The sequence below is a fragment of the Mycobacterium colombiense genome (assembly GCF_001665835.1).
Taxonomy (GTDB): Bacteria; Actinomycetota; Actinomycetes; order Mycobacteriales; family Mycobacteriaceae; genus Mycobacterium; species Mycobacterium colombiense_A.
The window spans coordinates 30201-56179 of record NZ_LZSX01000068.1 but is presented as its reverse complement, the minus strand read 5'-3'; the positions used below and the strand labels follow the sequence as shown (position 1 = coordinate 56179).

The window sequence follows — 25979 nt, the reverse complement described above, 5'->3', positions numbered from 1 at the left end:
GGACCGGCATGGACCGCTGCGCCGCGCCGCGCAAAGAGTATGTGAGGCCGGGTGCCCGGTGTGCTCGCTGGACAGCGGTGCGCTGTTGACACGGCCCGACGTCCATGGCGCGACTTTACCCGGCTGACCATAGCCGGTGGTCAGGCGCTGTCGTGGCGGGTTCGGCGCGGCGCAGACCCGGCGGGGGTCACACACCCGCTCGGCGCCAGCCGTCGGCGGCCCTGGCGGCGTGGATCAGCGCGTCGCACAATTGGCGAAGCTCGGTGGCCCCGGCGCCTTCGTCGACGGCCGTGGCGACGTCCTCGGCCGCGCACCGCACCTGGTAGACGCGATCCGACAGGTCGGCGGCATCCTCGGCCGACAGCACCACCGCGTCCTCGGGCACGGCTGCCGCGCCGTTGCGGTTCAGCGAGGCCCGTTGTTCGTACGCGCGCTGCCGGCACGACTGCCGGCAGTACTGGCGGCGACGTCCCATTCCCGCATCGGTAACGTCTCGGCCGCACCAGCGACAAGGCTGCGGGTGGGTACGGCGGCTCACGCCTGCCGACTTTAGTCGGGTTTTCTCGGCGATCCCGGTATCATTGAGGGTCGCGTCGCGTATGCCGGTCCCGGCCGGGAACTGCGCAGATCGCCGCAGCGTTTGCTAACTGGACAGATTGCACCGAACTGCAGTAAGGGAGCCCGAGGGCTCCGAGAAGAAGACCTGAAGGAGTAGCAGCCATGGCTGATCGCGTACTGAGAGGCAGTCGCCTCGGGGCCGTGAGCTACGAGACTGACCGCAACCACGACCTGGCGCCGCGTCAGCTCGCGAAGTACCGGACCGAGAACGGCGAGGAGTTCGAGGTTCCCTTCGCCGACGACGCCGAGATCCCCGGCACCTGGCTGTGCCGCAACGGCCTGGAAGGCACCCTGATCGAGGGCGACCTGCCCGAGCCGAAGAAGGTGAAGCCGCCGCGGACGCACTGGGACATGCTGCTGGAGCGTCGCTCGGTCGAGGAGCTCGAAGAGCTGCTCAAGGAGCGCCTCGAGATCATCAAGACCCGCCGCCGGGGCTGACCCTGGCTTGAGCCGGGGCCGGACCGCGGCCTAAGTGCGGTTGTCGGCCCTGGTGGCCTTGGCGCCCGACCGTCGGCCCTGAACACCCCAACGGGTGACTTTGACCAGGGCTTCGCGGATGTTGGATCCGCTCATCTTGGACACGCCGAGTTCGCGCTCGGTGAAGGTGATCGGCACCTCGGCGATGGTGAACCCGTTGCAGATCGTGCGCCAGGTCAGATCGATCTGAAAGCAGTAGCCCTTGGAGTCGACGCCGTCGAGGTCGATCGCTTCGAGCACTTCGCGGCGGTAGGCCCGGTAGCCGGCGGTGATGTCGTGCACGCCGATGCCGAGGGCCAGCCGGGCGTAGGTGTTCGCCGTCCAGGACAGCGCCCATCGCCGCCATGGCCAGTTGCGCACCGTCCCGCCCTCGACGTAGCGCGACCCGATGGCCAGGTCGGCGCCGGCGTCGACGGCGTCCAGCAGGCGGTGCAGCTGTTCGGGGGCGTGGCTGCCGTCGGCGTCCATTTCGACCAGGACCGAGTAGTCACGGCTCAACCCCCACGCGAAACCCGCCAGGTACGCCGCGCCCAGGCCGTCCTTGGCGGTGCGGTGCATGACGTGCGTGCGGCCGGCGTCGGCCGCCGCCAGTTCCTCGGCGAGCCGGCCGGTGCCGTCGGGGCTGCTGTCGTCCACCACGAGCAGATGCACGTGCGGGCACGCCTCTTTGAGCCGCCGGTGGATGACCGGCAGGTTCTCCAGCTCGTTGTAGGTAGGGATGATCACCAAGACGCGCTGGCTGGGACGGTTACCTGGGACCTGGGGCGCCGGCTGGCCGGTGGTCATGTAGCTCCTCTGTGTCGCCCGAAATCGAAAGAATGTCGGCCGTCCTGGTCGGACGGAGGGTGGTCAGTCGCCGTCGTCTGCCGGCGTGCGGTCCCGGGAGTCGGGCGCAGTGTCTGCGTCGTGCTCGTCGGGCGGGGGTTTGCCCGGGGTTGCACCGGCCCCTTCCGGTTGGCGTGTGGACCTGAGACGTACCGAACGCGGGAACCATCCATTGTGCCGCATCCCGGCCAGAATCACCGCTCCGGCCGCCAGCACCATGACCCATTGCACCAGCGGCCCCCATTGGGTCGCCGGTGTCAGCCTGGTCTTGAGCCGCACCTGCATGTCCAGATAGGCGGGCTGGAAGAAGTCGGTGCGGGCCAACTCGCCACCGTCGGGGGCCACCACGGCGCTGATCCCCGTGGTGCCGGCCACCACCACATACCGGTCGTGCTCGACGGCCCGGACCTTGGCGAAGGCCAGCTGCTGTTCGCTCATCCTCTTGTTGAAGGTGGCGTTGTTGGCCGGCACGGCGAGCAGCTGGGCGCCGCCGAGGACCGCCTGTCGCGGCACCCGGTCGAAGATCACTTCCCAGCAGGTGGCGACGCCGAGCGGCACCCCCGCGATGTGCACCACCCCGGAGCCCTGGCGGGGCACGAAGCTTCCCGCGCGCCCGGCGTAGCCGGACAGGTGTTTGAACAGCCATGGCATCGGCAGGTACTCGCCGAACGGCTGCACGATTTCCTTGTCATGGCGATCGGCCGGACCGGTGGCCGGATTCCACACGATCATGGTGTTGGTGTAGTTGGGATCCTGCGGCGGGCGCCCGGGTACCTCGAGCACGCTGCCGATCAGGATCGGAGCGCCGATCGCCGCCGCGGCCTGCGAGATCTCCAAGGCGGCGTCGTGGTTGACCAGCGGGTCGATGTCCGACGAGTCTTCCGGCCAGATCACGAACTGCGGTTGCGGGGCGGCCCCGGACCGCACGTCCTCGGCCAGCCGCAGGGTTTCCTGGACGTGGTTGTCCAGGACCGCGCGCCGTTGTTCGTTGAACTCGAAGCCCAGCCGCGGCACGTTGCCCTGCACGGCCGCGACGGTCACCGCCGGCTCGCCACCCGATCCGGTACCGGCGTGGCGTACCTGCGGCCAGACGATGAGCGACGCGAAGAGCACCAGGCAGATGCAGACGCCGGGCAGCACCACCGCGGGCGGCGCCTGGTCGGGGTGCGCGGCATCCGCGGCGACGCTGTCGCCGGCCGCTGGGTGACCGGAGTGCCACCACTTCACGATCTCCAGCGCGATGGCCGTCGCGCTGAAGCCGACCAGCATGATCGCCATGGACAACAGCGCCACGCCGCCGAGCTGGACCAGCGGCAGGAACGGACCGTGCGTCTGACCGAATGCCACCGACCCCCAGGGGAAGCCGCCGAACGGCAGGATCGACTTGAGCCACTCCTGGGCCGCCCAGATCAGCGCGAACCAGATGGGCCAGCCGGGCAGCCGGCGCACGATGACGGCGCACAGGCCGAAGAGGGCGGGAAACAGCGCGCAGACGGTCGCGAGGGCGATCCACGGGATGGGGCCGACCAGGAGGCCGACCCACGGCAGCAGCGGCAGGTAGAACGCCAGCCCGAACAGGAACGCGTAACCCAGGCCGCCCGCGGGCGTGGTCGCGGGGTGCGTCAACACCCACGCCAGCAACGCGGCGGCCACCACGGCGCCCCACCACCAATTGAGTGATGGGAAACTGGCGCAGAGCAGTAAGCCGCCCATCACGACGCAACTCAGCCGGGTCAGGCGGGGCAGCATCGCGGCCTGGGCGGCGGGCAGCCGCCCGATCACGGCGGCCACCAGTCCGGTCGCCGCCCCGCGCGCCGCGGTCCCCAGCCAGCCACCCAGACTCGCGCCGCCCGCCTGCCGCTCGGGCGATTCCGGTTCCGCGGCGTCCTCGTCCGGGTCGGGTTCGCCGTCGCTGGCTTCGGGCTCGACGCGGACCTCGGCGGGCTGTTCGTCGCGGTCTGATTCGGCCTCGTCGCTGATGGGGTCGGTGTCAGGCCGCCGCGGCAGGTCCTCGTCGGCCGCATCGGTTTGGTCCGCGGGCTCGTCGTCGCCCAGCCGGTACCTAGCCATGGATGACAGCGCCCCGATGCACCGTTCGCCGGCACCGCGGTAGGGCATCGTCGCGCCCCAATCGCGGCAGCGCCGGCACGCGCGACCGCGGGTCCGTCGACCAGCGCTGGACGGTGTCGAGCGGGGCGTGCACCTCAAGGTCCCCGGCATCCCAGACGACGTACGAGGCCGGCGCTCCGGGCACCAGCGTGCCCGCCTTGCCGTCGCGGACACCGGCCGCCCGCCAGCCGCCGCGGGTGGCGGCAGCAAACGCGGCCCGCGCCGAGATCCCGCTGCCGGGGGTGCGGTGGTTGACCGCCGCGCGCACGCTCAGCCACGGGTCGAAGCCCGTGACCGGAGCGTCGGAACCGAGCGCGAGGGGCACGCCTTGGGATGCTAACAGCGCAAACGGGTTGAGCCGACTGCCTCGCTGGGTGCCGAGCCGTCGCGCGTACATGCCGTCGACGCCGCCCCAGAGCGCATCGAAATTGGGCTGGACGCTGGCGATGACGCCCCACTGGCCCAGTTTGGCGGCCTGATCGGCGCTGACCATCTCGACGTGCTCGAGGCGGTGCCCGCAACGGGCGACGGCGACCGGCCCGAGGTCGGCGACGACGCGCTCGAAAGCCTCCACCGCAGTCGCGACCGCGGCGTCCCCGATGACGTGGAATCCGGCGGTGACCTCGGCCTGGGTGCATGCCCGCACGTGCGCCTCGACGGCATCGGGATCCAAATAGCAGGTTCCGGTGCGCTCCGGGGCGTCCGTGTACGGCTCGTGCAGCCACGCGGTGCGCGACCCCAGGGCGCCGTCGACGAACAGGTCACCGGCCAGCCCGTGGGCTCCGGTCGCCGCCATCAGCTCGCGCGCCTGGGCGGGGCTGCTCACCGGCTCACCCCAATAACCCATCACCTCGACGCCATGATCGAGGGCCCGCAACTGCAGCCAGTCGTCGATCCCCCCGATCTCGGGGCCGGCGCATTCGTGGACCGCGACGATGCCGGCCACCGCGGCGGCCCGCAGCGCTGCGGCGCGGGCCTCGGCGAGCTGTTCGCCCGTCAGCAGGTCGCGGGCAATGCCGCGCACCAGATGGTGTGCGTTGCCGGCCAGCGGCCCCTCGGCGCTGAAACCCGCCGCCGCCGGAAGCTTCGTGACCAGCCGTCGCAGGCCCGTCGACGCCAGCGCGGAGTGCACGTCGACGCGGGCCAGGTAGGCGGGCCGGTCGCCGAGGACGGCGTCCAGGTCTCCGATGCTGGGCGGGGCGTTCTCGGGCCACGAGGTTTCGTCCCAGCCATGGCCCCACACGGGCTGGCCGGGGTGTGCGGCGGCGTACTCGGCGACCATCTGTAGGCACTGGGCGCGGGAGGCGGCCGGGCGCAGGTCCAGCCCGCTGAGCGTCAGCCCGGTGGCGGTGAGATGGATGTGGCTGTCCACGAATCCCGGCGCCACGAACCCGCCCAGGAGATCTTCGACGTCGGCGTCGGGAAACAAGCGGCGGCCGACCTCGTCGCTGCCCAGCCATGCCACCAGGCCGTCGCGGACGGCCATCGCGGTCGCGTCGGGCTGGACCGGGCTGTGCACCCGGCCATTGATCAACAGGGTCACCGGTGCGGGACTAACGGTCACGATCGGTCACATGCCAAAACTACGTGCGTTCGGATGGCGAGTGACGGTCGGCGGGTGCCCCGCGCCGCGTCAGCGTCCGTCGAATCGTTGCGGCCGCGCCGGCGTCTCGCCGTCGCGGACATCGATTACCTCGCCGTCGATGTAGTCGCCGTGGCCATACCCGGTATCCGAGTAGTACCCGCTCGGATACGACGCCGGGTGGGGCTCCGCGCGGAAAGCGTTCGCGTAACTGAGTCCCGGCATCTGGCGCTGCAGCGTGCGCACCGCCCTGGCCGTCAACCCAGGGCCGACGGCCGACCGCACCGGCGGGATCAGCAGCAACAAGCCCAGCGCCGTGCTGACCAGGCCGGGAACGAGGACGAGGAGCGCGGCCAGGCTGACCAGCGCACCATCGCCCGCGGCGCGTCGGTCGGTGCGGCCCGAGCGCAGTTGCCCGATCCGGCGGATGAGATGCGACCCGGCCATCGGCGCCACGATGCCCCAGCCGAGCAGGAAGGTCCCCACCAGGGCCAGCAGGGTCCAGCCCCATCCGATCGTCGACACCAGCGTGAAGATCACCGCGAGTTCGACGACGGCGTAGATCAGCAACAGCCGCGACACCATGCCAGACCAACGCGTGTGGACCGCGCCCAAGTTCCCGTGGTGCTCGCCAGTGTGATTGCAGTTAGATGACGCTATGACGACGATTCAGATCGATACCCCTGATGGACCGATCGATGCGTTGCTGAGCACGCCCTCGGGACAAGGCCCGTGGCCGGGTGTGGTGGTGATCCACGACGCGATCGGCTACGGCCGGGACAAGCAGTCGATTAACGACCGTATCGCCGCGGCGGGTTATCTGGCGCTCACCCCGAACCTGTATTCGCGCGGTGGCCGCATCCGCTGCATCATCCGCGTCATGAAGGAGCTGCAGACGCAGCGCGGCCGCGCCCTCGACGACATCCTGGCCGCGCGCGATCACCTGAAGGCCATGCAGCAATGTTCCGGCCAGGTGGGCATCGCGGGTTTCTGCATGGGCGGCCAGTTCGCTCTTGTCATGTCGCCCAAGGGTTTCGGTGCCTCCGCTCCGTTTTATGGCACTCCCCTGCCACGCAACCTGGACAAGACGCTCGACGGCGCGTGCCCGGTCGTGGCCAGCTTCGGTGGCCGTGACCCGCTGGGCCGGGGTGCGTCCGAGAAGCTGAACAAGACCATCGCGGCCAAGACCATCACCGCCGATGTGAAGACGTATCCGGGCGTCGGGCACGGCTTCGCCAACGAGCTGCCGGGGCAACCGCTGCTTCGCATCGCGGGTTTCGGCTACGACCACGAGGCAACCGAGGACGCGTGGCGGCGGGTGTTCGCCTTCTTCGGCGAGCATCTGAGCACGGGCGCCGCGACGTGACGGGTCAGCGCGCCGCGTTCAGCTTCTGCGCCAACACCGTTGCGAACGTGTGGGTATCACCGGGCCAGCGCGCCGAGACGTAGCCGCCGTCATCGACGACGAATGCGGGCCGCGAGTCGGTTGTCGTATCGCGCGCCATGCCCGAGGTTTTCCGCCGCCAGTGCGGTGACCCGCGGGCGACGTCACGGAAGTCGGCCGGATCTTCAAGCGCGCGTGTGACTTCCGACTGCACCGACATGTACCCCCCGGGTTGGCCCGGCTCCTCGGTATAGGTCCGGTAATAGTCGCGATCCCAGAACCGGGTCAGTCGGGTGAGGCGCCAGGCCAACCGCTCCATTGCCCACGTCAACGCCGTCGTCTTGCGTCCGTACAGGACGGAACGGCCGGTTTCGGGATCGACGCTGCGCGCGGCGAGCAGCACTCCGTGACAGATGGCGGCCACCACCAGCTTGCGGGCGAAGGCCTCCACCACCAGCCGGTGCAGGATGCCGCTGTCGATGTAGCTGCGCATCCCGCGGGCGCGGTGCCCGCCCGGCAACAGCACCGCGTCGACGCCGTCGAGGGTGGCCCCCGCCCAGCTGAACGGATGCTGAAACTCGTTGGAGTGCACCATGTCTCGGTAGGCCCTACGCCCATCTTTGTTGGCGCGTAGCGTCAGCCCGATCAGCGGGATGGCACCCAGCAGTGGCAGCACAGACCAGACATCCAGTCCACGGCCCGTCACCATGATGTCGTCGGCCACCCCGGGCGTGCCGGTTTCGGTCGCGAAGACCACCCGGTGGCCGCTTCGCGTCAACACCCTCCAGCTGACCGCGACCTCGGTCGGGTCGAAGTCGCGGTCCGGGATCGGGATGAGAACGGTGGCCACGGCGCCTTGGCGTTCAGGCCACTTTCAGTTCGAGGCCGACGTTGTTGTCCATGCCGCCGCGCAGCTTGCTAAAGAAGTTGAACACCTTGCCCACGACGCCGTAGCGCTTGCCGATCGCGTCGTAGACGGCGGCCGTTTCCGACTTGTCGAGGATCGCCGCGGTCCCCTCGATGGCCTCGCTGGTGGGCCGGCCGTTCATGGTGCAGGTGGCCAGCGTGACCCGCGGGGTGTTGCGGATTCGCTTGACCTTCCACGACTTTTCCTGGGTGATGACCAGGAGGCGGTCCCCGCGTTGCTTGTCCAGGGCGGCCCAGATCGGCGTCGGCTTGGGCTTGCCGTCCTTGGTGAACGTGGTCAGCAGGATGTATTGCGTCTTGGCAAGGTCGGCGAAGGTCGGCGTCACCAGAACAACGTACCGCCGCGGGGTCGCGGCGTTGACATTCTCAGCGCTGGGCTGCGATAGTCGTGACAGCTAAATGAAAACGTTATTTTCAGTTAAGACCGCCGAGCTCGATCGAAGTAGGCAATCATGGGCGATCCGAAGAAGCCGCTGGCGTGGTTGCCGTTCACGATCGCCGAGGCGGCCATGGAATCGACGGGCGAGGCGAGCGTTCCCGATCTGTCTGCGGCGTGGTCACAACTGTTGAGTCGGCTCAACGAAGCCGCGCAGACCGTCGAATCCGAGCCGGCAAGCCGCAATCGGATCGACGTCGCAGCCGGAATCCGGCACCTGCTGGTACTGCTCACCGCGGGTATCGACGAGGCGCTGCGGTTCGATCCGGATCCGGCGCTGCGCGTCCAACGCACCAGCACCGACGACATCGTGACGTGGGGCATGGAGTGCCCGGACTGCCTCTACACCCGCGCCGCGCTCCGCGGCGGGGAGAGCTATCGGCTGTTCGGCAACCGAGGCACCGCCCGCTACGTCGGGCTGCAGACGATGAACGGCATCACCGCCACCGCCAACGCGTTGGTCGACGAGCTCGAAACCGATCCAGACGGGAACTTCGAGGTGGTGCTGTCGGCCTCGAAACACCCGGGGCGAGCGGGCAATTGGATGCCTATCGAAGGTGAGCACCCCACGTTGACGGTGCGGCACTTCTTCTACGACTGGGATACCGAGGTGGCATCGTCGCTGCGCATCGAGCGACTCGGTGACCCGATCCGGGCTACCGCGCCTCCGGTCGATCCCTACTCGGCGGTGACACGGCAACTGACCGCCCTCGGCGACTTCGTCGCGGACAACCTGGCGTTCTTTTTGCAGTTCGGGCGCGCCGCACCGCCCAACGGCTTCCTGCCCCCGATCGATCGCACCGACATGGGGGCCGCCGCGGAAAACCGGCCGGTGATAGGCCGGTGGGAACTGCGCCCGGGCGAGGCCCTCATCGTCGAAGTGAAACCACCACATGGCATTTATTGGAGCTTCTCGATCGGCAACCCGTGGTGGGAGACGATCCATTACGGGCGCCATCAGTCCAGCCTGAACGCCCATCAAGCCGCATTCGATTCCGATGGATTGGTCCGCGTGGTGCTGTGCGATCGTGACCCCGGGGTCGCCAACTGGCTCGACACCGCGGGCCACAGCAACGGCCCGATCATCCTGCGCTGCGTGCGGACCGAAACGGCGCCCACACCGACGACACGAGTGGTGCCGTTCGACGATATCCGCACCGAGTTGCCTTCGGACACCGCACAAGTCACCCCCGAAGAGCGCGCATCAATCCTCGCGGCACGGCGCCGCGCGGTGCACGAAAGGTTCGGACGGTGACCTTCGACGCTGACGAGTTGGAGGACGGCGCTCGAACCGCAACCGGTCTGGACGATTTCGGATCGTCTTACTATCGCGAGGGACTAGAACGGATCGTCGACGCGCTGAACAGCGAGGCGGACCTCAACGACATCGGACGGGTCATCCAGCACGCCACCATCAGCAATGCCCTGATCCAACGCCTCAAGGTCGAGGACGCCTACCGGCAGCACCCCGAGATCGACGACCAGGTGGTCGGGGGCCCGGTCTTCGTCATCGGCCTGCCGCGCACCGGAACCACCGCGCTGAGCCAGCTGGTGGCCGCCGATCCCCAGTTCCGATCGCTGCGGATGTGGGAGTCGCAAGCGCCTACCCCACCGCCGGAGGCCGCCACCGAACACAGCGACCCGCGGATCGCGCAGGCCGAGGCCGGCCTGAAGATGCTCGACGACATGTTCCCGCTGATGAAGACCTTGTACAACTCCGAGGCCACAGCGCCGACCGAATGCCAGGACCTGATGGGAATGAGCTTCCGCACGTTCCACTTTGACGGTGCCGTGCGCGCACCCGGGTACCTCGGGTGGTTGATGGGCTGCGACATGCGCGAGACCTACACCTTTCATCGGCGAGTGCTCCGGCTGCTGCAATGGCACTGTCCGCCGGTGCTGTGGCATCTCAAGACGCCGGTGCACATGTTTGCCCTCGACGCCCTCGTCGAGGCATATCCCGACGCCAAATTCCTGTGGAGTCACCGCGACCCGGCCAAAGTAATGGGTTCGGTCTGCAGCCTGATCCGGTATGTGCGTAGCTGGAGCAGCGACCGTGACGACGCGAGCGAACTCGGCGCCGAGCAAGTCGACAGCTGGGTCGAAGGTGTCCGGCGGGCGATGGATTTCCGCAGCCGGATGGGCGACAACCGATTCGCCGACGTCTCGTTCGCGGACCTCCAGACGGATCCGGTGGCCACGCTGCAAACCAGCTACGACACCCTGGGCCTGAACTTCACCGATGCCACCCTCACCGCGGTCACGGGTTGGGCCACGGACCACCGGCCCGGCTCCCGCGGCGCACATGACTACGCCCTGGCCGACTACGGCCTGACACCTGAAGGCGTTCGCGAGCGGTTTGCGGACTATCTCGCCACCTACGACGCGACCGCCTGAATCCGTGAGCACTCCCCGCACGCGGCGACGCGAAAAACTCGGCCCGGACGCAGCGGTGCGCCGCGAGATCCTGGCCGCCGCTTCAACCGTGCTGCGGGAGCAGGGAATTGGGAAGCTCAGCATCGGCGCGGTGCTCGACCGGGCCGCGCTGGGCACCCGGGCGTTCTATCGGCACTTCCTATCCAAGGACGATTTGGTGGCCGCGCTCTTTCTCGACATGGCGCGCGCGGAGGAACGGCGACTGCGACGCCGGATGGCACCTGCCGCCACGGAGGTCGACGCGGTCGCGGCGTGGATCGATGGACGACTCGACCTGGCGTTCGATGACAACATCAGATCCGACTTGCGTCGTCTGTCGATGGAAGCTCAGTCGCAGTCCTCCGCACTTGTTCAGCCCGCATACGCGGTGATGCTCAAGCCGCTCAGCGAGGCGCTGCAGCGCGGCCTGCAGCGCGGGGTGTTCCATCACGTCGACCCGATGACGGACGCTCAGTTCATTCACGGGGTGGTCTGGGCTGGCATCAACCAACACTGGGCGACCGGCGATTTCGACCGCAACGTTCTCCGCGAACGCATGCTGCAGTTCTGCCTGCGTGGGCTGGGCGCGCGGGTCGCAGGATCGAGCAAAGGAGACTAGCGATGGACCTGGGCCTTGCCGGATCGACGGCCGTGGTCACCGGCGGCAGCAAGGGCATGGGGCTGGCCATCGCCGAAACCCTTGCGGCCGAAGGAGCCAGCGTGGCGGTGATGGCCAGAGGCCACCAGGCGCTCGATGCCGCCGTCTCGTCGCTGCGCCGGGCGGGCGCTCCGGATGCCGTGGGCATCAGCGTGGATATGACCGACGGCGAGTCCATCACCGCCGGCTTCGCCGCCGTCGCGCAACGTTGGGGGCAACTCAACAGCCTGGTCCACACGATCGGGCCGGGCGACGGCTACTTCGAGCAGATGGACGACGCACAGTGGGACGAGGCGTTCACCCTCGGCACGATGTCGGCCGTCCGATCGATTCGCGCCGCCTTGCCGCTGCTGCGCTCCGCGGACTGGGCCCGCATCGTGACGTTGTCCGCGCATTCGATTCAGCGGCAAAACCCGCGGATCATCGCCTACACGGCATCGAAATCGGCGTTGGCCAGTGTCACCAAGAACCTATCGAAAAGCCTTGCCGAGGACGGCATTCTGGTCAACTGCGTGTGCCCGGGAACCATCGTCACCGCGAGCTTCACCGAAGCGCTCAAGGACATCCTCGCCGCCGATGGCCTCGACGCCACCAATCCGGTCGACGTCATGACCTGGATCGACAACAACTTTCACCAGCCCTGTGACCTCGGCCGCGCCGGACTGCCCGAAGAGGTCGCCTCCCTTACCGCCTACCTGGCGTCGCGGCGCAACGGCTATGTCACCGGTGCGACGGTCAACGTCGATGGCGGGTCGGACTTCATCTGACGGGCCCCGTCAGCCTTCCAGATCGCCCTCGGTCTCCAGCAGCGCCTGGCGCAACCCGTCGAGCGTTTCCGGTTGCGGCTGCGCCCACATGCCACGCCCGGCCGCCTCCAGCAGCCGTTCGGCCATGCCGTGCAGCGCCCAGGGATTGGACTCCGACATGAACTTGCGGTTCTCCGGGTCCAGCACGTAGCGCTCGGTGAGCTGTTCGTACATCCAGTCAGCCATCACCCCGGCCGTCGCGTCGTAGCCGAACAGGTAGTCCACCGTCGCCGCCATCTCGAACGCGCCCTTGTATCCGTGCCGTCGCATCGCCGACATCCAGCGCGGGTTGACGACGCGCGCCCGGAACACGCGGGTGGTCTCCTCCGACAGCGTGCGGGTGCGGATCGCGTCGGGGCGGGTGTTGTCACCGATGTAGGCGGCAGGCGCCTGACCGGTCAGCGCCCGCACCGTGGCCACCATGCCCCCGTGGTACTGGAAATAGTCGTCGGAGTCGGCGATGTCGTGTTCGCGGGTGTCGGTGTTCTTCGCGGCCACCGCGATGCGCCGGTACTGCCGGTTCATGTCGTCGACGGCCTCGCGGCCATCGAGGTCGCGGCCGTAGGCGAAGCCGCCCCACGCCGTGTACACGGCGGCGAGGTCGGCGTCGTCGCGCCAGTTTCGGCTGTCGATCAGCTGCAGCAGCCCCGCGCCGTAGGTGCCCGGCTTGGATCCGAAAATCCTTGTGGTGGAGCGGCGTTGATCGCCGTGTTGAGCCAGGTCGGCCTGAGCGTGCGCGCGGACGAAGTTGTCCTCAGCGGCCTCGTCGAGCTCGGCGACCAACCGCACCGCGTCGTCGAGCATCGTCACGACGTGCGGGAAGGCATCCCGGAAGAAGCCGGAGATGCGCACCGTCACGTCGATGCGCGGACGGCCCAGCTCGGCCAGCGGAATCGCCGCCAGATCGACGACACGCCGCGACGCGTCATCCCACACCGGCCGAACACCCAGCAGGGCAAGGACTTCGGCGATGTCGTCACCGGCGGTGCGCATGGCCGAGGTGCCCCACACCGACAGCCCGACCGATTGCGGCCACTGCCCGTGGTCGTCCCGGTAGCGGGTGAGCAACGAATCCGCCAGCGCCACACCGGCTTCCCAGGCCAGCCTGGACGGCACCGCCTTGGGGTCGACGGAATAGAAGTTGCGGCCGGTGGGCAGCACGTTGACCAGGCCGCGCAGCGGGGATCCGGACGGGCCGGCCGGGATGAACCGGCCGTCCAGGGCGCGCAGCACTTGCTCGATTTCGGCGGCGGTACCGGCGAGCCTCGGCACCACTTCGGTGGCCGCGAATCGCAGCACCGCGGCGACGTCGGGCGCGCCGGCGATCCGTTCGGCCGCATCGGCATCCCAGCCGGTCGCCTGCAGGGCGGCGACGAGCTGGCGGGCCACGGCCTCGGTGTGATCGACCGCGGTCCGGTCGTCGGTGCCGTCCTCGGCCAAACCCAGGGCCTGTCGCAATCCGGGCAGGGTGTGCTCGCCACCGAACAGTTGGCGAGCCCGCAGGATCGCCAGCACCAGATCCAGTTCGGCTTCCCCCGTGGGCTTTTGCCCCAGGATGTGCAGGCCGTCGCGGATCTGGACATCCTTGATCTCGCACAGCCAGCCATCGACGTGCAGCAGCATGTCGTCGAACGAGTCTTCCTCGGGACGTTCGGTCAGGCCCAGATCGTGGTCCATCTTCGCGGCCCGCATCAGCGTCCAGATCTGCTGGCGGATGGCGGGCAGCTTGCCAGGGTCCAGCGCGGCGACGTTGGCGTGCTCGTCGAGCAGCTGCTCCAAACGCGCGATGTCGCCGTAGGATTCGGCGCGCGCCATCGGAGGGATCAGATGGTCGACCAGAACGGCGTGCGCGCGCCGTTTGGCCTGTGTGCCCTCGCCGGGATCGTTGACCAGGAACGGGTAGATCATCGGCAGGTCGCCCAGCGCGGCGTCGGGGCCGCAGGCCGCCGACATGCCCAGCGTCTTGCCGGGCAGCCATTCCAGGTTGCCGTGCTTGCCCAGATGCACCACCGCGTGCGACCCGAAGCCGACGTCGAGCCAGTGATAGGCGGCCAGGTAGTGGTGGCTGGGCGGCAGATCAGGGTCGTGGTAGATGGCGACCGGGTTTTCGCCGAAGCCGCGGGGCGGCTGCACCATCAGCACCAGGTTGTCCGATTGCATTGCGGCGATGACGATTTCGCCGTCGGGATCGTTGCTGCGGTCCACAAAGAGATTCCCGGGTGCCGGGCCCCAGTGCTCGGTGACGGCGTCGGTGAACTCGGTGGGTAGGGTCGCGAACCATTCGCGGTAATCTTTGGCGGACACCCGGATCGGGTTGCCTGCCAGCTGGCCTTCGGTGAGCCAGTCGGGGTCGTGTCCGCCCCGCTCGATCAGCGCGTGGATCAGGGCGTCGCCGTCGTTGGCCTCGACGCCCGGCAACTCACCCACCCGGTAGCCGTGCTCGCGCATCGCCTGCAGCAGCGCGACGGCGCTGGCCGGCGTGTCCAACCCGACCGCGTTACCGATGCGGGCGTGCTTGGTGGGATAGGCCGAGAACACCAGGGCCACCCGCTTATCCGCCGGGGCGACATGGCGCAGCCGCGCGTGGCGGACCGCCAAGCCCGCGACCCGGGCGCACCGTTCAGTGTCGGCGACGTAAGAGATCAGTCCGTCGTCGTCGATCTCTTTGAAGGAGAACGGCACGGTGATGATGCGGCCGTCGAACTCGGGCACCGCCACCTGGCTTGCCACGTCGAGCGGGCTCAGGCCGTCGTCGTTCGCGCGCCATTGGTCGCGGGGACTGGTGAGGCACAGTCCCTGCAGGATCGGGATATCCAGCGCGGCAAGGTGTTCGACGTTCCAGCTGTCATCGTCGCCGCCGGCCGACACCGTGGCCGGCTTCAGTCCCCCGGCGGCCAGGACGGTGACCACCATGGCGTCGGCGTCGCCCAGCCGTTGCAGCAGTTCGGGTTCGGCGGTGCGCAGCGATGCGCAGTAGACCGGCATCGCCCGCGCGCCGGCGTCTTCGATGGCCCGGCACAGCGCCTCGACGTAGCCGGTGTTGCCGGCCAGGTGCTGCGCGCGGTAGTACAGCACGGCGATCGTCGGGCCGTCGGTATCAACGGCGTTCGGCCGCGGCAGTTCCCCCCACGTCGGGGTCACGACCGGCGGGGTGAATCCAAACCCGGTCATCAGCACGGTGTCCGAGAGGAAGGCGTGCAGCTGGCGCAGGTTGTCCACACCGCCGTGGGCCAGGTAGATGTGCGCCTGCACCGCGATGCCGGCCGCCAGCGTGGACAGACCGGTCAACTCGGCGTCGGCGGCCTGCTCGCCGCTGACCAACACCGTGGGCACCCCGCTGGCGATCACCGTGTCGATGCCGCTTTGCCACGCCCGGTAGCCGCCGAGGATCCGCACCACCACGATGGCGACGCCGGCCAGCAGGTCGGGCAGCTCCTCTTCCGACAGCCGCGACGGGTTGGCCCACCGATAGTTCTTCCCGCTGGAACGGGCGCTGATCAGGTCCGTATCGGATGTCGATAACAGCAGGATGGTCGGCTCAGCCACCCGTCATTCGTACCGCAACGAGGCGCGCTCGCGCCTACTGGGACCGGTCAACCGCCCAGCATCGCCGCGATCAGGCCGGCGACCTGTTGCGCCATGATTCGAGCCGGGCCGTCCTTCGCCGGTTCGTAGCGGTCCGCGAGGGCGTCGTAGTCGGCGCCGGCGATCGACCCGTGATCGGCCGCCAGTTCCACCACCTCCACGGGCCAACCGATACGTTCCAGCCGGGCGGCGAAAGCCCTGCTGGCGTCCACCGGCACGACGTCATCGTCGAGGCCGTGCAGCAACGAGAACGGCGAACCGACCTCGACGGCGCTCAGCCCGACGGTCAGCGGCGCACCGGAAATCGGATCGGGGGCCATGAAGGCCCCGGCGAGGCACACCGTGTGCGCCGGAGCGAAGTCGAATTGCGCCGCGTGCAGCGTCACGCCCGCCGCGGCGGCACCGCCCATCGACCACCCGACAAGCAGGATGCGCCCGGCGTCGGTGGCGAGGTTGCGGGTGAACTCCAGCGACCGCAGCAGATCTTCCCGCCCGCAGTCGTCGGCGTGGGAGTTCCAGTCCGGTGCCACCACCACCGCGGACCGCCCGGCCAGCATGCCGGCCAAGGGGCCGACGGCGGCGCGGGCGTCGGTTTGCGCGCCGTGCCACAGCAAGATCGTGGACGGCGCCGGCTCGCCGAAGACATCGGCCCACCGGCCGGGGGCATATTCCACCGTCCTCACGGGCACGAGGATGCCCATACTGACGCGTGTTCAATCCTCCATCAGGCAACGCCCTTGTTGCGCAGGATCGGCAGCACTCCCTCGGCGAACCAGTAGGCCTCTTCCAGATGCGGATAGCCCGACAGGATGAATTCGTCGAAGCCCAGCGCGTGGTATTCGGCGATGAGGTTGGCGACTTCCTGGTGGCTGCCGACCAGCGCGGTGCCCGCACCGCCGCGCACCAGCCCGACTCCGGCCCACAGGTTCGGGTAGATCTCCAGCTTGTCGAGGCGGCCGCCGTGCAGCGCGGTCATGCGGCGCTGCCCTTCGGATTCCGAACGTGCATGCTGCTCAGTGGCATTCGCGATCTGCTCGGGGCTAAGTTCGCTGACCAGTTCCTCGGCCACGGCCCATGCCGCAGCGGAGGTGTCGCGGCTGATGGTGTGCAACCGGATCCCGAACCGCACGTTGCGGCCACGCTCCTGGGCCAGCGCCCGAACCTTGGTGATCTTCTCCGCCGCGGCCTGCGGCGGCTCACCCCAGGTGAGGTACACGTCCACGTATTCGGCCGCGATCGCCAGTGCCGGCGGTGAGGATCCGCCGAAATAGATCTGCGGCAACGGATCCGGCGGCTCGGACACCCGTGCGTCTTCGACGTGGTAGTACTTGCCCTCGAAGTCGACGGATTCCCGCCGCCACACCGAACTGACGATGTGCAGGAATTCGCCGGTGCGCGCGTAGCGCTCGTCGTGGCCGAGCCAGTCACCGAAGCGACGCTGCTCGCGGTCGTCGCTACCGCTGACGACGTTGAGCAGCACCCGGCCATCCGAAAAGCGCTGCAGCGTCGCGGTCTGCTGCGCGGCCAGCGTCGGCGGCACCAGGCCCGGCCGGAACGCGACCAGGAACTTCAACCGTTCCGTCTCGGCCAGCAGCGCCGACGCCGTCAACCACGCGTCCTCACACCAGGTCCCGGTGGGAGTCAGCACGCCCTCGTAGCCGAGCCGGTCCGCGGCGCGCGCCACCTCGGCCAGATAGCGGCGCGTCGGCTTGCGATGACTCGCCGGAACCACGTGGTGCGACGACGCATGCGAACCACCCACGATGGATCGGCTGTCGCCGGTGGTCGGCAGGAACCAGAAGAACTTTGCCGCCATAACTCCTCAGATCAGCTGGCGAGGCCTTGTCGCAACGCCTCATTGAATCGACGGTCGACCCAGTTGGCAAACCGGGGCGACGATGCGAGCTGGCCTGCGGCCGCGAACAAATCGGCCAGCTTCTGTTCCGACGCGACCACGTCGTCACCGAGTTCGGTCGGTAGTCGCAGGCTGCGCGTCGCCGCGACCGCCGCCACTTGGGGATCCAATCCTACTGCGGCGGAATAGTCTTGGGCCCATTGTTGGGGGTGAGCCCTGGCCCACTGTACGGCCTTCTCGAAACGTACCAGCAGGTCGGACAGCGCGGTGTTGCGCTTCGGGTCGTCCAGCGCCTGGTCGGATGCGACGCCCACCCAGTCGCCATTGGTGACGCCCTGCGCCTCGGCGATGCTGCGCACCGGGATCTGCTGTTCGGCCTGGGCCGTATACGGATCCCAGATGGCCCAGGCGTCGGCCTGATGCTGGCTGAACGCCGACAGCGCGTCGGCGGGCTGCAGGAACACGAACTTTACCTCGGCGGGTTTGAGCCCGGCCTTGTCCAGCTGGGCCAGCAGGTTGGCGTGCGACGAGCTGCCCTTGGCGACGGCGATCGCCTTGCCACGCAGGTCGGAGACCGACGTGATGGGCGAATCGGCATGCACCAGAACGCGATTGCCCGCCCCGCCGCCACCGTACGCGGAGACCGCCTTGATCTTCGCGTTGCTGGCGGCCCCGAAGATCGGCGGCGTGTTGCCGGTGATCGCGAAGTCGATCTTGCCCGCGGTGGCCGCCTCGACCTGCGGCGGCCCGGAAGTGAACGTCGAGAACGCGACGCGGTAGGGCAGGTTGTCCAGCTGCCCGGCGGCGCGCAGCAGCGCTTCGGTGCCACCCTTCTGGTCCCCCACCTGCAGGGTGAGACCGGTCAGCTCCGACAGCGGCACCGGGGCCGGCGGCGGTTTGGGCCCCAAACTCGCTGTGCGCGAGACACATCCGGCCAACAGGAATACGACCGTCGCGGCCAGCGCGACGAAACCCCGCGTCAAAGCCGCACACCAAGACGATCCAGCAACTCCGCGCGATGCCGCTCGGTGTGCGCACCGGGATCACCCGGTGCGCGGCGAGGCTCCTCGATGGTCAGCGTGTGCACGACGCGGCCCTCGTCGAGCACCAGCACACGATCGGCCAGCGCGACCGCTTCGTCGACGTCATGGGTGATCAGCAACACCCCGAACCCGTGCCGGCGCCACAGATCCAGCAGCAGGGTGTGCATGGCCAGCCGGGTCAGCGCGTCCAGCGCACCGAACGGCTCGTCGAGCAGCAGCAGTTGTGGCTCGGCCACCAGCGCGCGGGCCAGCGAAACACGTTGCGCCTGACCGCCGGACAGGGTCAGCGGCCACGCCCCGGCATGGTCGGCCAGCCCGACGTCGGCCAGCGCCCGGTCGGCGCGATCCCGGACTTGCGCCCGCGGGAGGCGGCTGCGAGTGAGCCCGTAACCGACGTTGGTCCGCACATCGCGCCACGGAAACAGGCGCGGCTCCTGGAAGGCCAGCGCCGGTGCGCCGGCCACCGTGCGCTGCCCGCTGTGGTCATCCGACAGTCCGGCGAGCACCCGCAGCACCGTCGATTTGCCCGAGCCGCTGCGGCCGACCAGCGCGACGATCTCGCCGCGTTGCACCCGCACCGAAACGTCGTTGAGCACCTGCCGGTTTCCGTACCACTTGTCGACGTGGCGCAGCTCGCCGGCGATGTCAGTCCGCCCGCGGGTGGCGGCGGACGATTCCGCGATGAGTGTCAAGCCTGGACCTTTCAGTGTCGGTACCGCAGCGTGCGGCGTTCGATGAGCCGGACGAGCGCGTCGGTGATGATGCCCAGCAGCGCGTAGATGGTCAGCCCGAAAATGATGATGTCGATTCGCAGAAAATCGCGGGCGTTGTTGATCAGGAAACCAATTCCCTTGTCGGCGTTGATCTGCTCGGCGACGATCAAGGTCAGCCACGCGATGGCCAGCGATTGGCGGAAGCCGACGAGCACCTGTGGCGCCGTGCTGGGCACGATGATCCGGGTGAACCGCTGCGAGAACGAAAAGCCCAGTACCTGAGCGGTTTCCAGCATCTTGGGATCGACCTGCCGGATTGCCGAAAAGGTGTTGAGGTAAAGCGGGAAGATCACCCCCAGGGCGACGAGCAGCACCTTGGGCAACTCGCCGATTCCGAACCAGAGGATGAACAGCGGGATCAGTCCCAGGTGCGGCAGTGCCCGGATCATCTGCATCGGCGGGTCCACGGTCGATTCGACCCAGCGGGACAGGCCGACCGCCGCGCCCGCCACGATCCCGATGATCCCGCCCAGCAGCAGCCCCTCTACAACGCGGACGGTGGAGATGTGCAAGGCGTCGGCGAGCTGGCCGTTGCGGGTCAACTCGACGCCCGCCTCGAGGATCAAGGAGGGGGCCGGGAGCACGTCGGCGGGAATCACGCCGAGCGCGCTGCCCAGCTGCCACAGCGCCAGCAGCGCCAGTGGCGACGCGACGCGCACGACTTCCCATTTGCGGCGCGCCCATAACCCGCTCGGCCCGCCGGATGGGGCGCCGCCCGGCTTGCTCGGCGCAGCGTCGAGCGCGGTGGCAATGCTCACTGTGCCGACGCTATGGCGCGGCCGGGGGCTGGGGTAAGGGTTTACGTCTGGCTGAAGGCAATCCCGGGCGGCCGGAATCTCGCAGTGAATGCACGCTCGTCGCAAGGGCGGTGCAGGCGCCGCGGGCATGATTCCCGCAGGCCGGGGTACTTGTTACCTGCGGCAAACCGCCTGGTTCAGATGGCGGGCCGGGCCGAGAGATGGAACTGAAATGCATGAATCACAGCTGATGGGCGGTGTGTGCCGGGCCCTTGTCATAACCGGCGCGGGGCTCGGTGTCGCGCTGCTGAGCGCTGGTGTGGCCAGTGCCGCCGGCCCGGTCCAGTTGAAGAGCCGAATGGGCAATTGGTGTCTCGACGGCCCGAACGGCAACAACGCCCCGACAATGATCAACGCCTGCAACGGGTCGACGTCCCAGCTCTGGAATTTCAACGCGGCCGGTCAGATCGAGAGCGCGGCCTTCGCCGGGCAGTGCGCGAGCATCAGCAGCCCAGCAGATACCACCCCGGTGATCCTCTCGAGCTGCCAGACCAATCCGAACAACGCGCGTTGGAGTATCCAGCCCAACGGCCAGGTGACCAGCGCCCTAGGTCCCTGTCTCAACATCAACGGTGGCGTGGCGAACCCTGGGGTCCCGGTGATCGCCTACCGTTGCCTCGCCGATGTGACCGACGAACAATGGGACAGCGTTGCGTAACGTCGTACGGTGAACCATGCCCCGAGCACGCGACACCGACTCATGCCCGGGTGCGCTGCAGGTGCACCAGGCGGCCGATGGCGCGTTGGCCCGGATCCGGCTGCCCGGCGGCATGATCACCGCCGCGCAGCTGGCCGCGCTGGCCGCCGTCAGTAACCAGTCAGGGTCGGGAACGCTCGAGCTGACCGCCCGGGGCAACGTGCAGTTGCGCGGGCTGACCGACGTGACCGCGGTGGGCGAAGCGCTCGCGGCCGCGGGCCTGTTGCCGTCGACGACGCACGAGCGGGTCCGCAACATCGTCGCGTCACCGCTGTCGGGGCGCTCGGGAGGACACCTCGACGTCCGGCGCTGGGTCGGCGAGCTCGATGCCGCCCTCTGCGCCGAGCCCAGGCTCGCAGAACTGGGCGGCCGGTTCTGGTTCAGCCTGGACGACGGGCGCGCCGACGTCTCGGGGCTGCGCGCCGACGTCGGGGTGCACGCGTCCCCCGAGGGCTGTGCCCTGTTGCTGGCCGGGCGCGATACGGGTGTCCGGCTGGCGGCCGGCGAGGTGGTCGAGACGCTGATCACTCTCGCGACGCGGTTTGTCGACATCCGCGGAACAGCCTGGCGCGTCCAGGAATTGGACGACATTCGGCGGCTGCTACCCGGCGCCGAGCCGCGCGCCACACCCTTTCCGGCCGTCACCAAGGCGGCGCCGGTGGGCTGGATCGGCCAGGACGACGGGCGGGTGACGCTGGGCGCTGCGGTGCCTCTGGGTGTGCTGCCGGCACGCGTCGCCGAGTACCTGGCCGCGATCGACGCGCCGCTGGTGATCACGCCGTGGCGCTCGGTGCTGGTGTGTGACCTCAATGAAGAGGTGGCCGACACCGCGCTGCGGGTGTTGGCGCCCCTGGGCCTGGTGTTCGACGAGCATTCCCCCTGGCTGACCGTCAGCGCCTGCACCGGCAGCCCCGGCTGCGCGAGCTCGGCCGCCGACGTGCGGGCCGACGCCGCGCGATCGCTGGATCCCGACTCAACGGTGCACCGGCACTTCGTCGGCTGCGACCGGGCGTGCGGCAGTCCCCTCGCCGGCGAGGTGCTGGTGGCTACACCGGACGGATACCGGCGGCTGTAGCCGGGTGCGGCGGGTCGCCGCGTGGGTGAGCCTTAAAGTGGGCGGGTGCTCGACTACATCCGCGACGCGGCGGAGATCTATCGCCAGTCGTTCGCGACGATCCGCGCCGAAGCCGACCTGGCGCGATTCCCCGCCGACGTGGCACGGGTGGTCGTCCGGTTGATCCACACCTGCGGCCAGGTCGACGTCGCCGAGCACGTCGCGTTCACCGACGACGTCGTCGACCGCGTCGGCGCGGCCCTACGCGGCGGCGCTCCCGTGCTGTGCGATTCGTCGATGGTGGCCGCCGGGATCACCGCCGCGCGGCTGCCGGCCGGCAACCAGGTGGTGTCGCTGGTGGCCGATCCGCGGGCGGCGGAGCTGGCCGCCCGTCGGCAGACCACGCGCTCGGCGGCCGGAGTGGAGCTGTGGGCGGACCGGCTGCCCGGCGCGGTGCTGGCGATCGGCAACGCCCCGACCGCGCTGTTCCGGCTGCTCGAACTGATCGATGACGGGTTGGCCCCGCCGGCCGGGGTGCTGGGCGGGCCGGTGGGTTTCGTCGGGTCGGCGCAATCCAAACAGGAGCTCATCGAGAACCCGCGCGGAACGTCGTATCTGGTGGTGCGGGGCCGTCGTGGCGGCAGTGCCATGGCCGCCGCCGCCGTCAACGCGATCGCAAGCGACCGCGAATGACCAACCGGGGCGTCCTGTGGGGCGTCGGGCTGGGGCCCGGTGACCCGGAATTGGTGACCGTCAAAGCCGCCCGGGTAATCGGCGAGGCCGACGTGGTGGCCTATCACAGCGCCCGGCACGGCCGCAGCATCGCGCGCGGTATCGCCGAACCATATCTGCGGCCCGGTCAGATCGAGGAGCACCTGGTCTATCCCGTCACCACCGAGACGACCGACCATCCCGGCGGCTATGCCGGTGCGATCGAGGACTTCTACGTCGAGGCCACCGAGCGCATCGCGGCGCACCTCGACGCCGGTCGCAATGTCGCCCTGCTCGCCGAGGGCGATCCGCTGTTCTACAGCTCCTACATGCACCTGCACACCCGGCTCACGGAGCGGTTCGACGCGGTCATCGTCCCCGGCGTGACGTCGGTGAGCGCCGCCTCGGCGGCCATCGCGACACCGTTGGTGGCCGGCGACGAGGTGCTGTCGGTGCTGCCGGGCACCTTGCCGGTCGAAGAGCTGACCCGTCGACTCGCCGACGCCGACGCCGCCGTCGTGCTCAAGCTTGGACGTTCGTATCATGCTGTGCGGGAAGCGCTTTCGGCGTCGGGACAGCTCGACGACGCGTTCTACGTCGAGCGGGCCAGCACCGCCACCCAACGCATACTGCCCGCCGCCGACGTCGACGAGGCCGGCGTCCCATACTTCTCGCTGGCCATCCTGCCGGGCGGGCAGCGCGGACGACGCACCCCCGCCGCCGGCAGCGTCGCGGTGGTGGGACTGGGTCCCGGCGACATGGACTGGATGACGCCGCAGACCCGGCGCGAGCTGGCCGCGGCGACCGACCTGATCGGTTACGGCGGCTACCTGGACCGCGTCCCGGCCCGCGACGGCCAGCAGCGTCACCCCAGCGACAACCGCGACGAGCCCGAGCGGGCCCGGCTGGCGTGCGCGCTGGCCGAGCAGGGCCGCGCCGTGGCGGTGGTGTCGTCGGGTGACCCGGGTGTGTTCGCGATGGCGACCGCGGTGCTGGAAGAGGCCAAAGAATGGCCGGGCGTGCAGGTCCGGGTGATTCCGGCGATGACCGCCGCCCAGGCGGTGGCCAGCCGGGTCGGCGCCCCGCTGGGGCACGACTACGCGGTGATCTCGCTGTCCGACCGCCTCAAGCCGTGGGAGGTGATCTCCGCGCGGCTGCAGGCCGCCGCGGCCGCCGACCTGGTGCTGGCGGTTTACAACCCCGCGTCCAAGACGCGAACCTGGCAGGTCGGCGCGATGCGCGAAATCTTGCTGGCCCACCGCGAACCCGGTACCCCGGTGGTGATCGGCCGCAACGTCTCCGGCCCCGACGAAGACGTCCGCGTGGTCAGGCTGGCCGATCTCAATCCCGGCGAGATCGACATGCGCTGCCTGCTGATCGTCGGGTCGTCGCAAACCCAGTGGTACTCACACGATTCCGCCGATCGGGTCTTCACGCCGCGGCGCTACCAGGGCTAGTCGCGGTCCCAGGTGCTCGGCATCATCGGCACGGTGGGGCCGCCGCTCAACCCGTCACGGGTCAACGTCACCAACCCGGTGGCCTGCGCGGCATCGGATTTTCCTGCGGCACCGGCGAATCCGAGCGGTCCGGCACTGTCCTCGGAAGGGCTTGCGGCGTAAGGGTCTTCGCCGTCACCGGTTGGATCCACACCGTCGTCCAAGTCCATGAATTCGTAGCGGTACGCCCGCTCGGTGACGGTGCCACCGCGGCGCCTGCGGGCCCTGGCCTTTTTCTTGGCCGCGGCGGCCGCGGCCGCGGCGGCGGGTGCTTCGACGTCGTCGGACGACGGTTCCTCCGACTTACGTCGCGACCGGCTGCTCGCGCTGCCGCGCGCCGACAGTCCCGAAAGCCCCACCGCATACAGGGCGTTGGACACGTTCGCTCCGATGCCGTCGGTCGCCGTGGGACCGAAGCCCACGCCGGGTCCCCCACCGACGGGTCCGCCGCCCGCCGATCCGGCGACGGTCGTCGCGGGGGCGGTCGACGGTGTCGGCACGTGGCTCACACTGGCGGGCGCGGTGGCGATCGTCGGCGCCGGAACGGCTGCCGGTGCCGGTGCCGCCGCGACGGCCGGCAACGGCGCCGGCGTCGAGAGCGGGACCGCGACGCTGATCGCGGTGACCGCGGCCGCCACCCCGCCCGCCGCTGCCGCACCGATGGCGGCGACGACGACCGGTGCGAGCACCACCGCCATCTGGATCGCGAGCTGGATGAACGGCCAGAAGATCATCAGGGTGTGGAAGATGGCCCAGCCCAGCGCGCTCGACAGGGCCGGCGACAGTCCGAGCTGCCCGAAGAACGAGGCGAGACTGTTGACCCACGGCACCGGCGGAAACGGCCAGCCGTTGGGATTCAATTCTTCCGACACCGGCCACGCGAAGTTCTGGGTGTATTGCTTCAGCCAAGCCGTGAGCTGGTCCTGCCAGGACGGGTAGGTCTGCGTCGCCGTGGTGGCCTGCTGTTGGGCACTCGAGGTATCCGCGTTGTTGAGGTTGGAGCCGGAATCCGAGGCCGGCGCCACGGCGGCCGCCTGTACCGCCGCGACGCTTGCGGTGCCCGCCTCCGCTCCCGGCACGACGATCGTCGGCGCGGGCGTCGTCGCCGGGACCGCCGCCAGGGCCGATGCACTGACGGCCTGATAGGTGGTCATCGTCGTGGCGGCCTGTACCCACATGCGCGCGTAGTCGGCCTCGTTGACGGCGATGGGGATGGTGTTGATCCCGAAGAAGTTCGTGGCGACCAGCGTCCCGTGCACCGCGTGATTGGCCGCGAGTTCGCCGAGCGTCGGCATGGCGGCCAGGGCCGCGGTGTAGGCGGTGGCCGCGGTCTCGTGCAGGCTCGCCGCCGCGGTGCTCTTGGCCGCGCTCTCCAGCAGCCAGGCCTGGTAAGGGGCGTGTGCGGCCACGTACTGGTCCGCGGTGGGTCCGTCCCACGAACCCGCCTGCACGGCGCCCAACACTCCGCTGAGCTCGGCGGCCGCGGTCGCGTAGTCGGTGCTCAGCGACGACCATGCCGTTGCGGCGGCCAGCAGCGACGCGGGGCCGGGCCCGCTGCTGAGCAGCGTCGAATGCACTTCGGGCGGAAACGCGATCCAGATCGGGGCGGTCATCGTCGGGGGCCTTCAGGCAAGAGCACGAATACCTCTTCGGTGAACTTGTGGACGGGCTGGGCGATGCGTTCGATCAGAGGTCGGTTGTCGGCACGAATAAGTTCCCTGCGATTTCGTT

General features: G+C 69.2%; 22 protein-coding genes and 1 pseudogene. 10 read left to right on the top strand and 13 right to left on the bottom strand.

Annotated features, from left to right (window positions below; translation table 11 throughout):
- Positions 1 to 187 precede the first annotated feature (187 nt).
- Complete coding sequence (locus tag A5760_RS13560) at positions 188 to 538, bottom strand: hypothetical protein (protein ID WP_082279462.1); 351 nt, start codon at positions 536 to 538, stop codon at positions 188 to 190.
- A gap of 182 nt (positions 539 to 720) precedes the next feature.
- On the opposite strand from A5760_RS13560, the gene A5760_RS13555 reads away from it, so the two are divergent.
- Positions 721 to 1056 (top strand): RNA polymerase-binding protein RbpA, encoded by a 336-nt coding sequence (locus A5760_RS13555; RefSeq protein ID WP_007770897.1) that lies wholly within the window; start codon positions 721 to 723, stop codon positions 1054 to 1056.
- Positions 1057 to 1086: 30 nt separating this feature from the next.
- Here A5760_RS13555 and lnt read toward each other — a convergent pair.
- From lnt to A5760_RS13535, 3 genes and pseudogenes are all read right to left on the bottom strand, one after another.
- Positions 1087 to 3669, bottom strand: a pseudogene (gene lnt, locus A5760_RS13545) (apolipoprotein N-acyltransferase).
- A gap of 313 nt (positions 3670 to 3982) precedes the next feature.
- A complete protein-coding gene (locus A5760_RS13540; protein WP_064881513.1) occupies positions 3983 to 5572 on the bottom strand; it encodes an amidohydrolase in 1590 nt (529 codons plus the stop codon).
- A gap of 90 nt (positions 5573 to 5662) precedes the next feature.
- Positions 5663 to 6196, bottom strand: a complete 534-nt coding sequence (locus A5760_RS13535; RefSeq protein ID WP_064881511.1) for an FxsA family protein — start codon at positions 6194 to 6196, stop codon at positions 5663 to 5665.
- A 73-nt stretch (positions 6197 to 6269) separates the two neighbouring features.
- On the opposite strand from A5760_RS13535, the gene A5760_RS13530 reads away from it, so the two are divergent.
- Entirely contained in the window at positions 6270 to 6977 is a 708-nt protein-coding gene (locus tag A5760_RS13530; protein ID WP_064881509.1) for a dienelactone hydrolase family protein, read from the top strand.
- A gap of 4 nt (positions 6978 to 6981) precedes the next feature.
- Here A5760_RS13530 and A5760_RS13525 read toward each other — a convergent pair whose 3' ends face one another.
- Together A5760_RS13525 and A5760_RS13520 are read right to left on the bottom strand one after the other, a co-directional pair.
- Positions 6982 to 7845 (bottom strand): type 1 glutamine amidotransferase domain-containing protein, encoded by an 864-nt coding sequence (locus A5760_RS13525; protein WP_064881507.1) that lies wholly within the window; start codon positions 7843 to 7845, stop codon positions 6982 to 6984.
- 13 nt (positions 7846 to 7858) lie between these two features.
- Complete coding sequence (locus A5760_RS13520; RefSeq protein WP_064881505.1) at positions 7859 to 8248, bottom strand: PPOX class F420-dependent oxidoreductase; 390 nt, start codon at positions 8246 to 8248, stop codon at positions 7859 to 7861.
- A 126-nt stretch (positions 8249 to 8374) separates the two neighbouring features.
- Between A5760_RS13520 and A5760_RS13515 the strand changes: the two genes are divergently transcribed.
- Genes A5760_RS13515 through A5760_RS13500 form a run of 4 tightly spaced genes read left to right on the top strand, consistent with a single transcriptional unit; the run spans position 8375 to position 12198 of the window.
- Positions 8375 to 9613, top strand: coding sequence for a DUF1214 domain-containing protein (locus A5760_RS13515; protein ID WP_082279461.1), 1239 nt, complete (start codon positions 8375 to 8377; stop codon positions 9611 to 9613).
- A complete protein-coding gene (locus A5760_RS13510; protein ID WP_064881503.1) occupies positions 9610 to 10755 on the top strand; it encodes a sulfotransferase family protein in 1146 nt (381 codons plus the stop codon). Before A5760_RS13515 ends, A5760_RS13510 begins: the two co-directional genes overlap by 4 nt.
- Before the next feature lie 4 nt (positions 10756 to 10759).
- A complete protein-coding gene (locus A5760_RS13505) occupies positions 10760 to 11392 on the top strand; it encodes a TetR/AcrR family transcriptional regulator (RefSeq protein WP_064881501.1) in 633 nt (210 codons plus the stop codon).
- Positions 11393 to 11394: 2 nt separating this feature from the next.
- Positions 11395 to 12198: an SDR family NAD(P)-dependent oxidoreductase gene (locus tag A5760_RS13500; RefSeq protein ID WP_064881499.1), complete on the top strand. Its 804-nt coding sequence runs from the start codon at positions 11395 to 11397 to the stop codon at positions 12196 to 12198.
- Positions 12199 to 12207: 9 nt separating this feature from the next.
- Here A5760_RS13500 and cobN read toward each other — a convergent pair whose 3' ends face one another.
- Genes cobN through A5760_RS13470 form a run of 6 tightly spaced genes read right to left on the bottom strand, consistent with a single transcriptional unit; the run spans position 12208 to position 20251 of the window.
- The gene (cobN, locus tag A5760_RS13495) at positions 12208 to 15783 is read right to left on the bottom strand and encodes a cobaltochelatase subunit CobN (protein ID WP_064881497.1); all 3576 of its coding nucleotides are present in this window, start codon (positions 15781 to 15783) and stop codon (positions 12208 to 12210) included.
- A 47-nt stretch (positions 15784 to 15830) separates the two neighbouring features.
- Complete coding sequence (locus tag A5760_RS13490; RefSeq protein WP_155764323.1) at positions 15831 to 16505, bottom strand: alpha/beta hydrolase; 675 nt, start codon at positions 16503 to 16505, stop codon at positions 15831 to 15833.
- A 41-nt stretch (positions 16506 to 16546) separates the two neighbouring features.
- Positions 16547 to 17638: an LLM class flavin-dependent oxidoreductase gene (locus tag A5760_RS13485; RefSeq protein WP_064881492.1), complete on the bottom strand. Its 1092-nt coding sequence runs from the start codon at positions 17636 to 17638 to the stop codon at positions 16547 to 16549.
- Between the two features lie 11 nt (positions 17639 to 17649).
- Positions 17650 to 18660: an ABC transporter substrate-binding protein gene (locus A5760_RS13480; protein ID WP_064881490.1), complete on the bottom strand. Its 1011-nt coding sequence runs from the start codon at positions 18658 to 18660 to the stop codon at positions 17650 to 17652.
- Complete coding sequence (locus tag A5760_RS13475; RefSeq protein WP_064881488.1) at positions 18657 to 19412, bottom strand: ABC transporter ATP-binding protein; 756 nt, start codon at positions 19410 to 19412, stop codon at positions 18657 to 18659. The genes A5760_RS13480 and A5760_RS13475 overlap by 4 nt, the downstream gene beginning before the upstream one ends.
- A gap of 11 nt (positions 19413 to 19423) precedes the next feature.
- Entirely contained in the window at positions 19424 to 20251 is an 828-nt protein-coding gene (locus A5760_RS13470) for an ABC transporter permease (RefSeq protein WP_064881486.1), read from the bottom strand.
- 211 nt (positions 20252 to 20462) lie between these two features.
- Here A5760_RS13470 and A5760_RS13465 point away from each other — a divergent pair, with 211 nt between their 5' ends.
- From A5760_RS13465 to A5760_RS13450, 4 genes are read left to right on the top strand one after another with little or no spacing between them, the layout of a single operon-like run.
- Complete coding sequence (locus A5760_RS13465; protein WP_064881484.1) at positions 20463 to 20948, top strand: RICIN domain-containing protein; 486 nt, start codon at positions 20463 to 20465, stop codon at positions 20946 to 20948.
- A gap of 16 nt (positions 20949 to 20964) precedes the next feature.
- Positions 20965 to 22062, top strand: coding sequence for a precorrin-3B synthase (gene cobG, locus A5760_RS13460; protein ID WP_064881482.1), 1098 nt, complete (start codon positions 20965 to 20967; stop codon positions 22060 to 22062).
- Positions 22063 to 22107: 45 nt separating this feature from the next.
- Complete coding sequence (locus tag A5760_RS13455; RefSeq protein WP_064881480.1) at positions 22108 to 22734, top strand: precorrin-8X methylmutase; 627 nt, start codon at positions 22108 to 22110, stop codon at positions 22732 to 22734.
- Positions 22731 to 24209 carry a precorrin-2 C(20)-methyltransferase gene (locus tag A5760_RS13450; RefSeq protein WP_064881478.1) on the top strand — a complete coding sequence of 493 codons (1479 nt, stop codon included), beginning with the start codon at positions 22731 to 22733 and terminating at the stop codon, positions 24207 to 24209. The genes A5760_RS13455 and A5760_RS13450 overlap by 4 nt, the downstream gene beginning before the upstream one ends.
- Here the strand turns inward: A5760_RS13450 and A5760_RS13445 are convergent.
- Complete coding sequence (locus A5760_RS13445; RefSeq protein ID WP_064881476.1) at positions 24206 to 25861, bottom strand: PPE family protein; 1656 nt, start codon at positions 25859 to 25861, stop codon at positions 24206 to 24208. The two genes, A5760_RS13450 and A5760_RS13445, sit on opposite strands and share 4 nt — an antisense overlap.
- Between the last annotated feature and the right edge of the window lie 118 nt (positions 25862 to 25979).

What these genes read in the sequence shown, in the direction of transcription:
- A5760_RS13555 (WP_007770897.1), top strand. Translation starts at nt 721, where the DNA reads ATGGCTGATCGCGTACTGAGAGGCAGTCGCCTCGGGGCCGTGAGCTAC.
- A5760_RS13500 (WP_064881499.1), top strand. Translation starts at nt 11,395, where the DNA reads ATGGACCTGGGCCTTGCCGGATCGACGGCCGTGGTCACCGGCGGCAGC.
- A5760_RS13515 (WP_082279461.1), top strand. Translation starts at nt 8,375, where the DNA reads ATGGGCGATCCGAAGAAGCCGCTGGCGTGGTTGCCGTTCACGATCGCC.
- A5760_RS13450 (WP_064881478.1), top strand. Translation starts at nt 22,731, where the DNA reads ATGACCAACCGGGGCGTCCTGTGGGGCGTCGGGCTGGGGCCCGGTGAC.
- A5760_RS13445 (WP_064881476.1), bottom strand. Translation starts at nt 25,861, where the DNA reads ATGACCGCCCCGATCTGGATCGCGTTTCCGCCCGAAGTGCATTCGACG.
- A5760_RS13485 (WP_064881492.1), bottom strand. Translation starts at nt 17,638, where the DNA reads ATGGCGGCAAAGTTCTTCTGGTTCCTGCCGACCACCGGCGACAGCCGA.
- A5760_RS13465 (WP_064881484.1), top strand. Translation starts at nt 20,463, where the DNA reads ATGCATGAATCACAGCTGATGGGCGGTGTGTGCCGGGCCCTTGTCATA.
- cobG (WP_064881482.1), top strand. Translation starts at nt 20,965, where the DNA reads ATGCCCCGAGCACGCGACACCGACTCATGCCCGGGTGCGCTGCAGGTG.
- A5760_RS13530 (WP_064881509.1), top strand. Translation starts at nt 6,270, where the DNA reads ATGACGACGATTCAGATCGATACCCCTGATGGACCGATCGATGCGTTG.
- A5760_RS13535 (WP_064881511.1), bottom strand. Translation starts at nt 6,196, where the DNA reads ATGGTGTCGCGGCTGTTGCTGATCTACGCCGTCGTCGAACTCGCGGTG.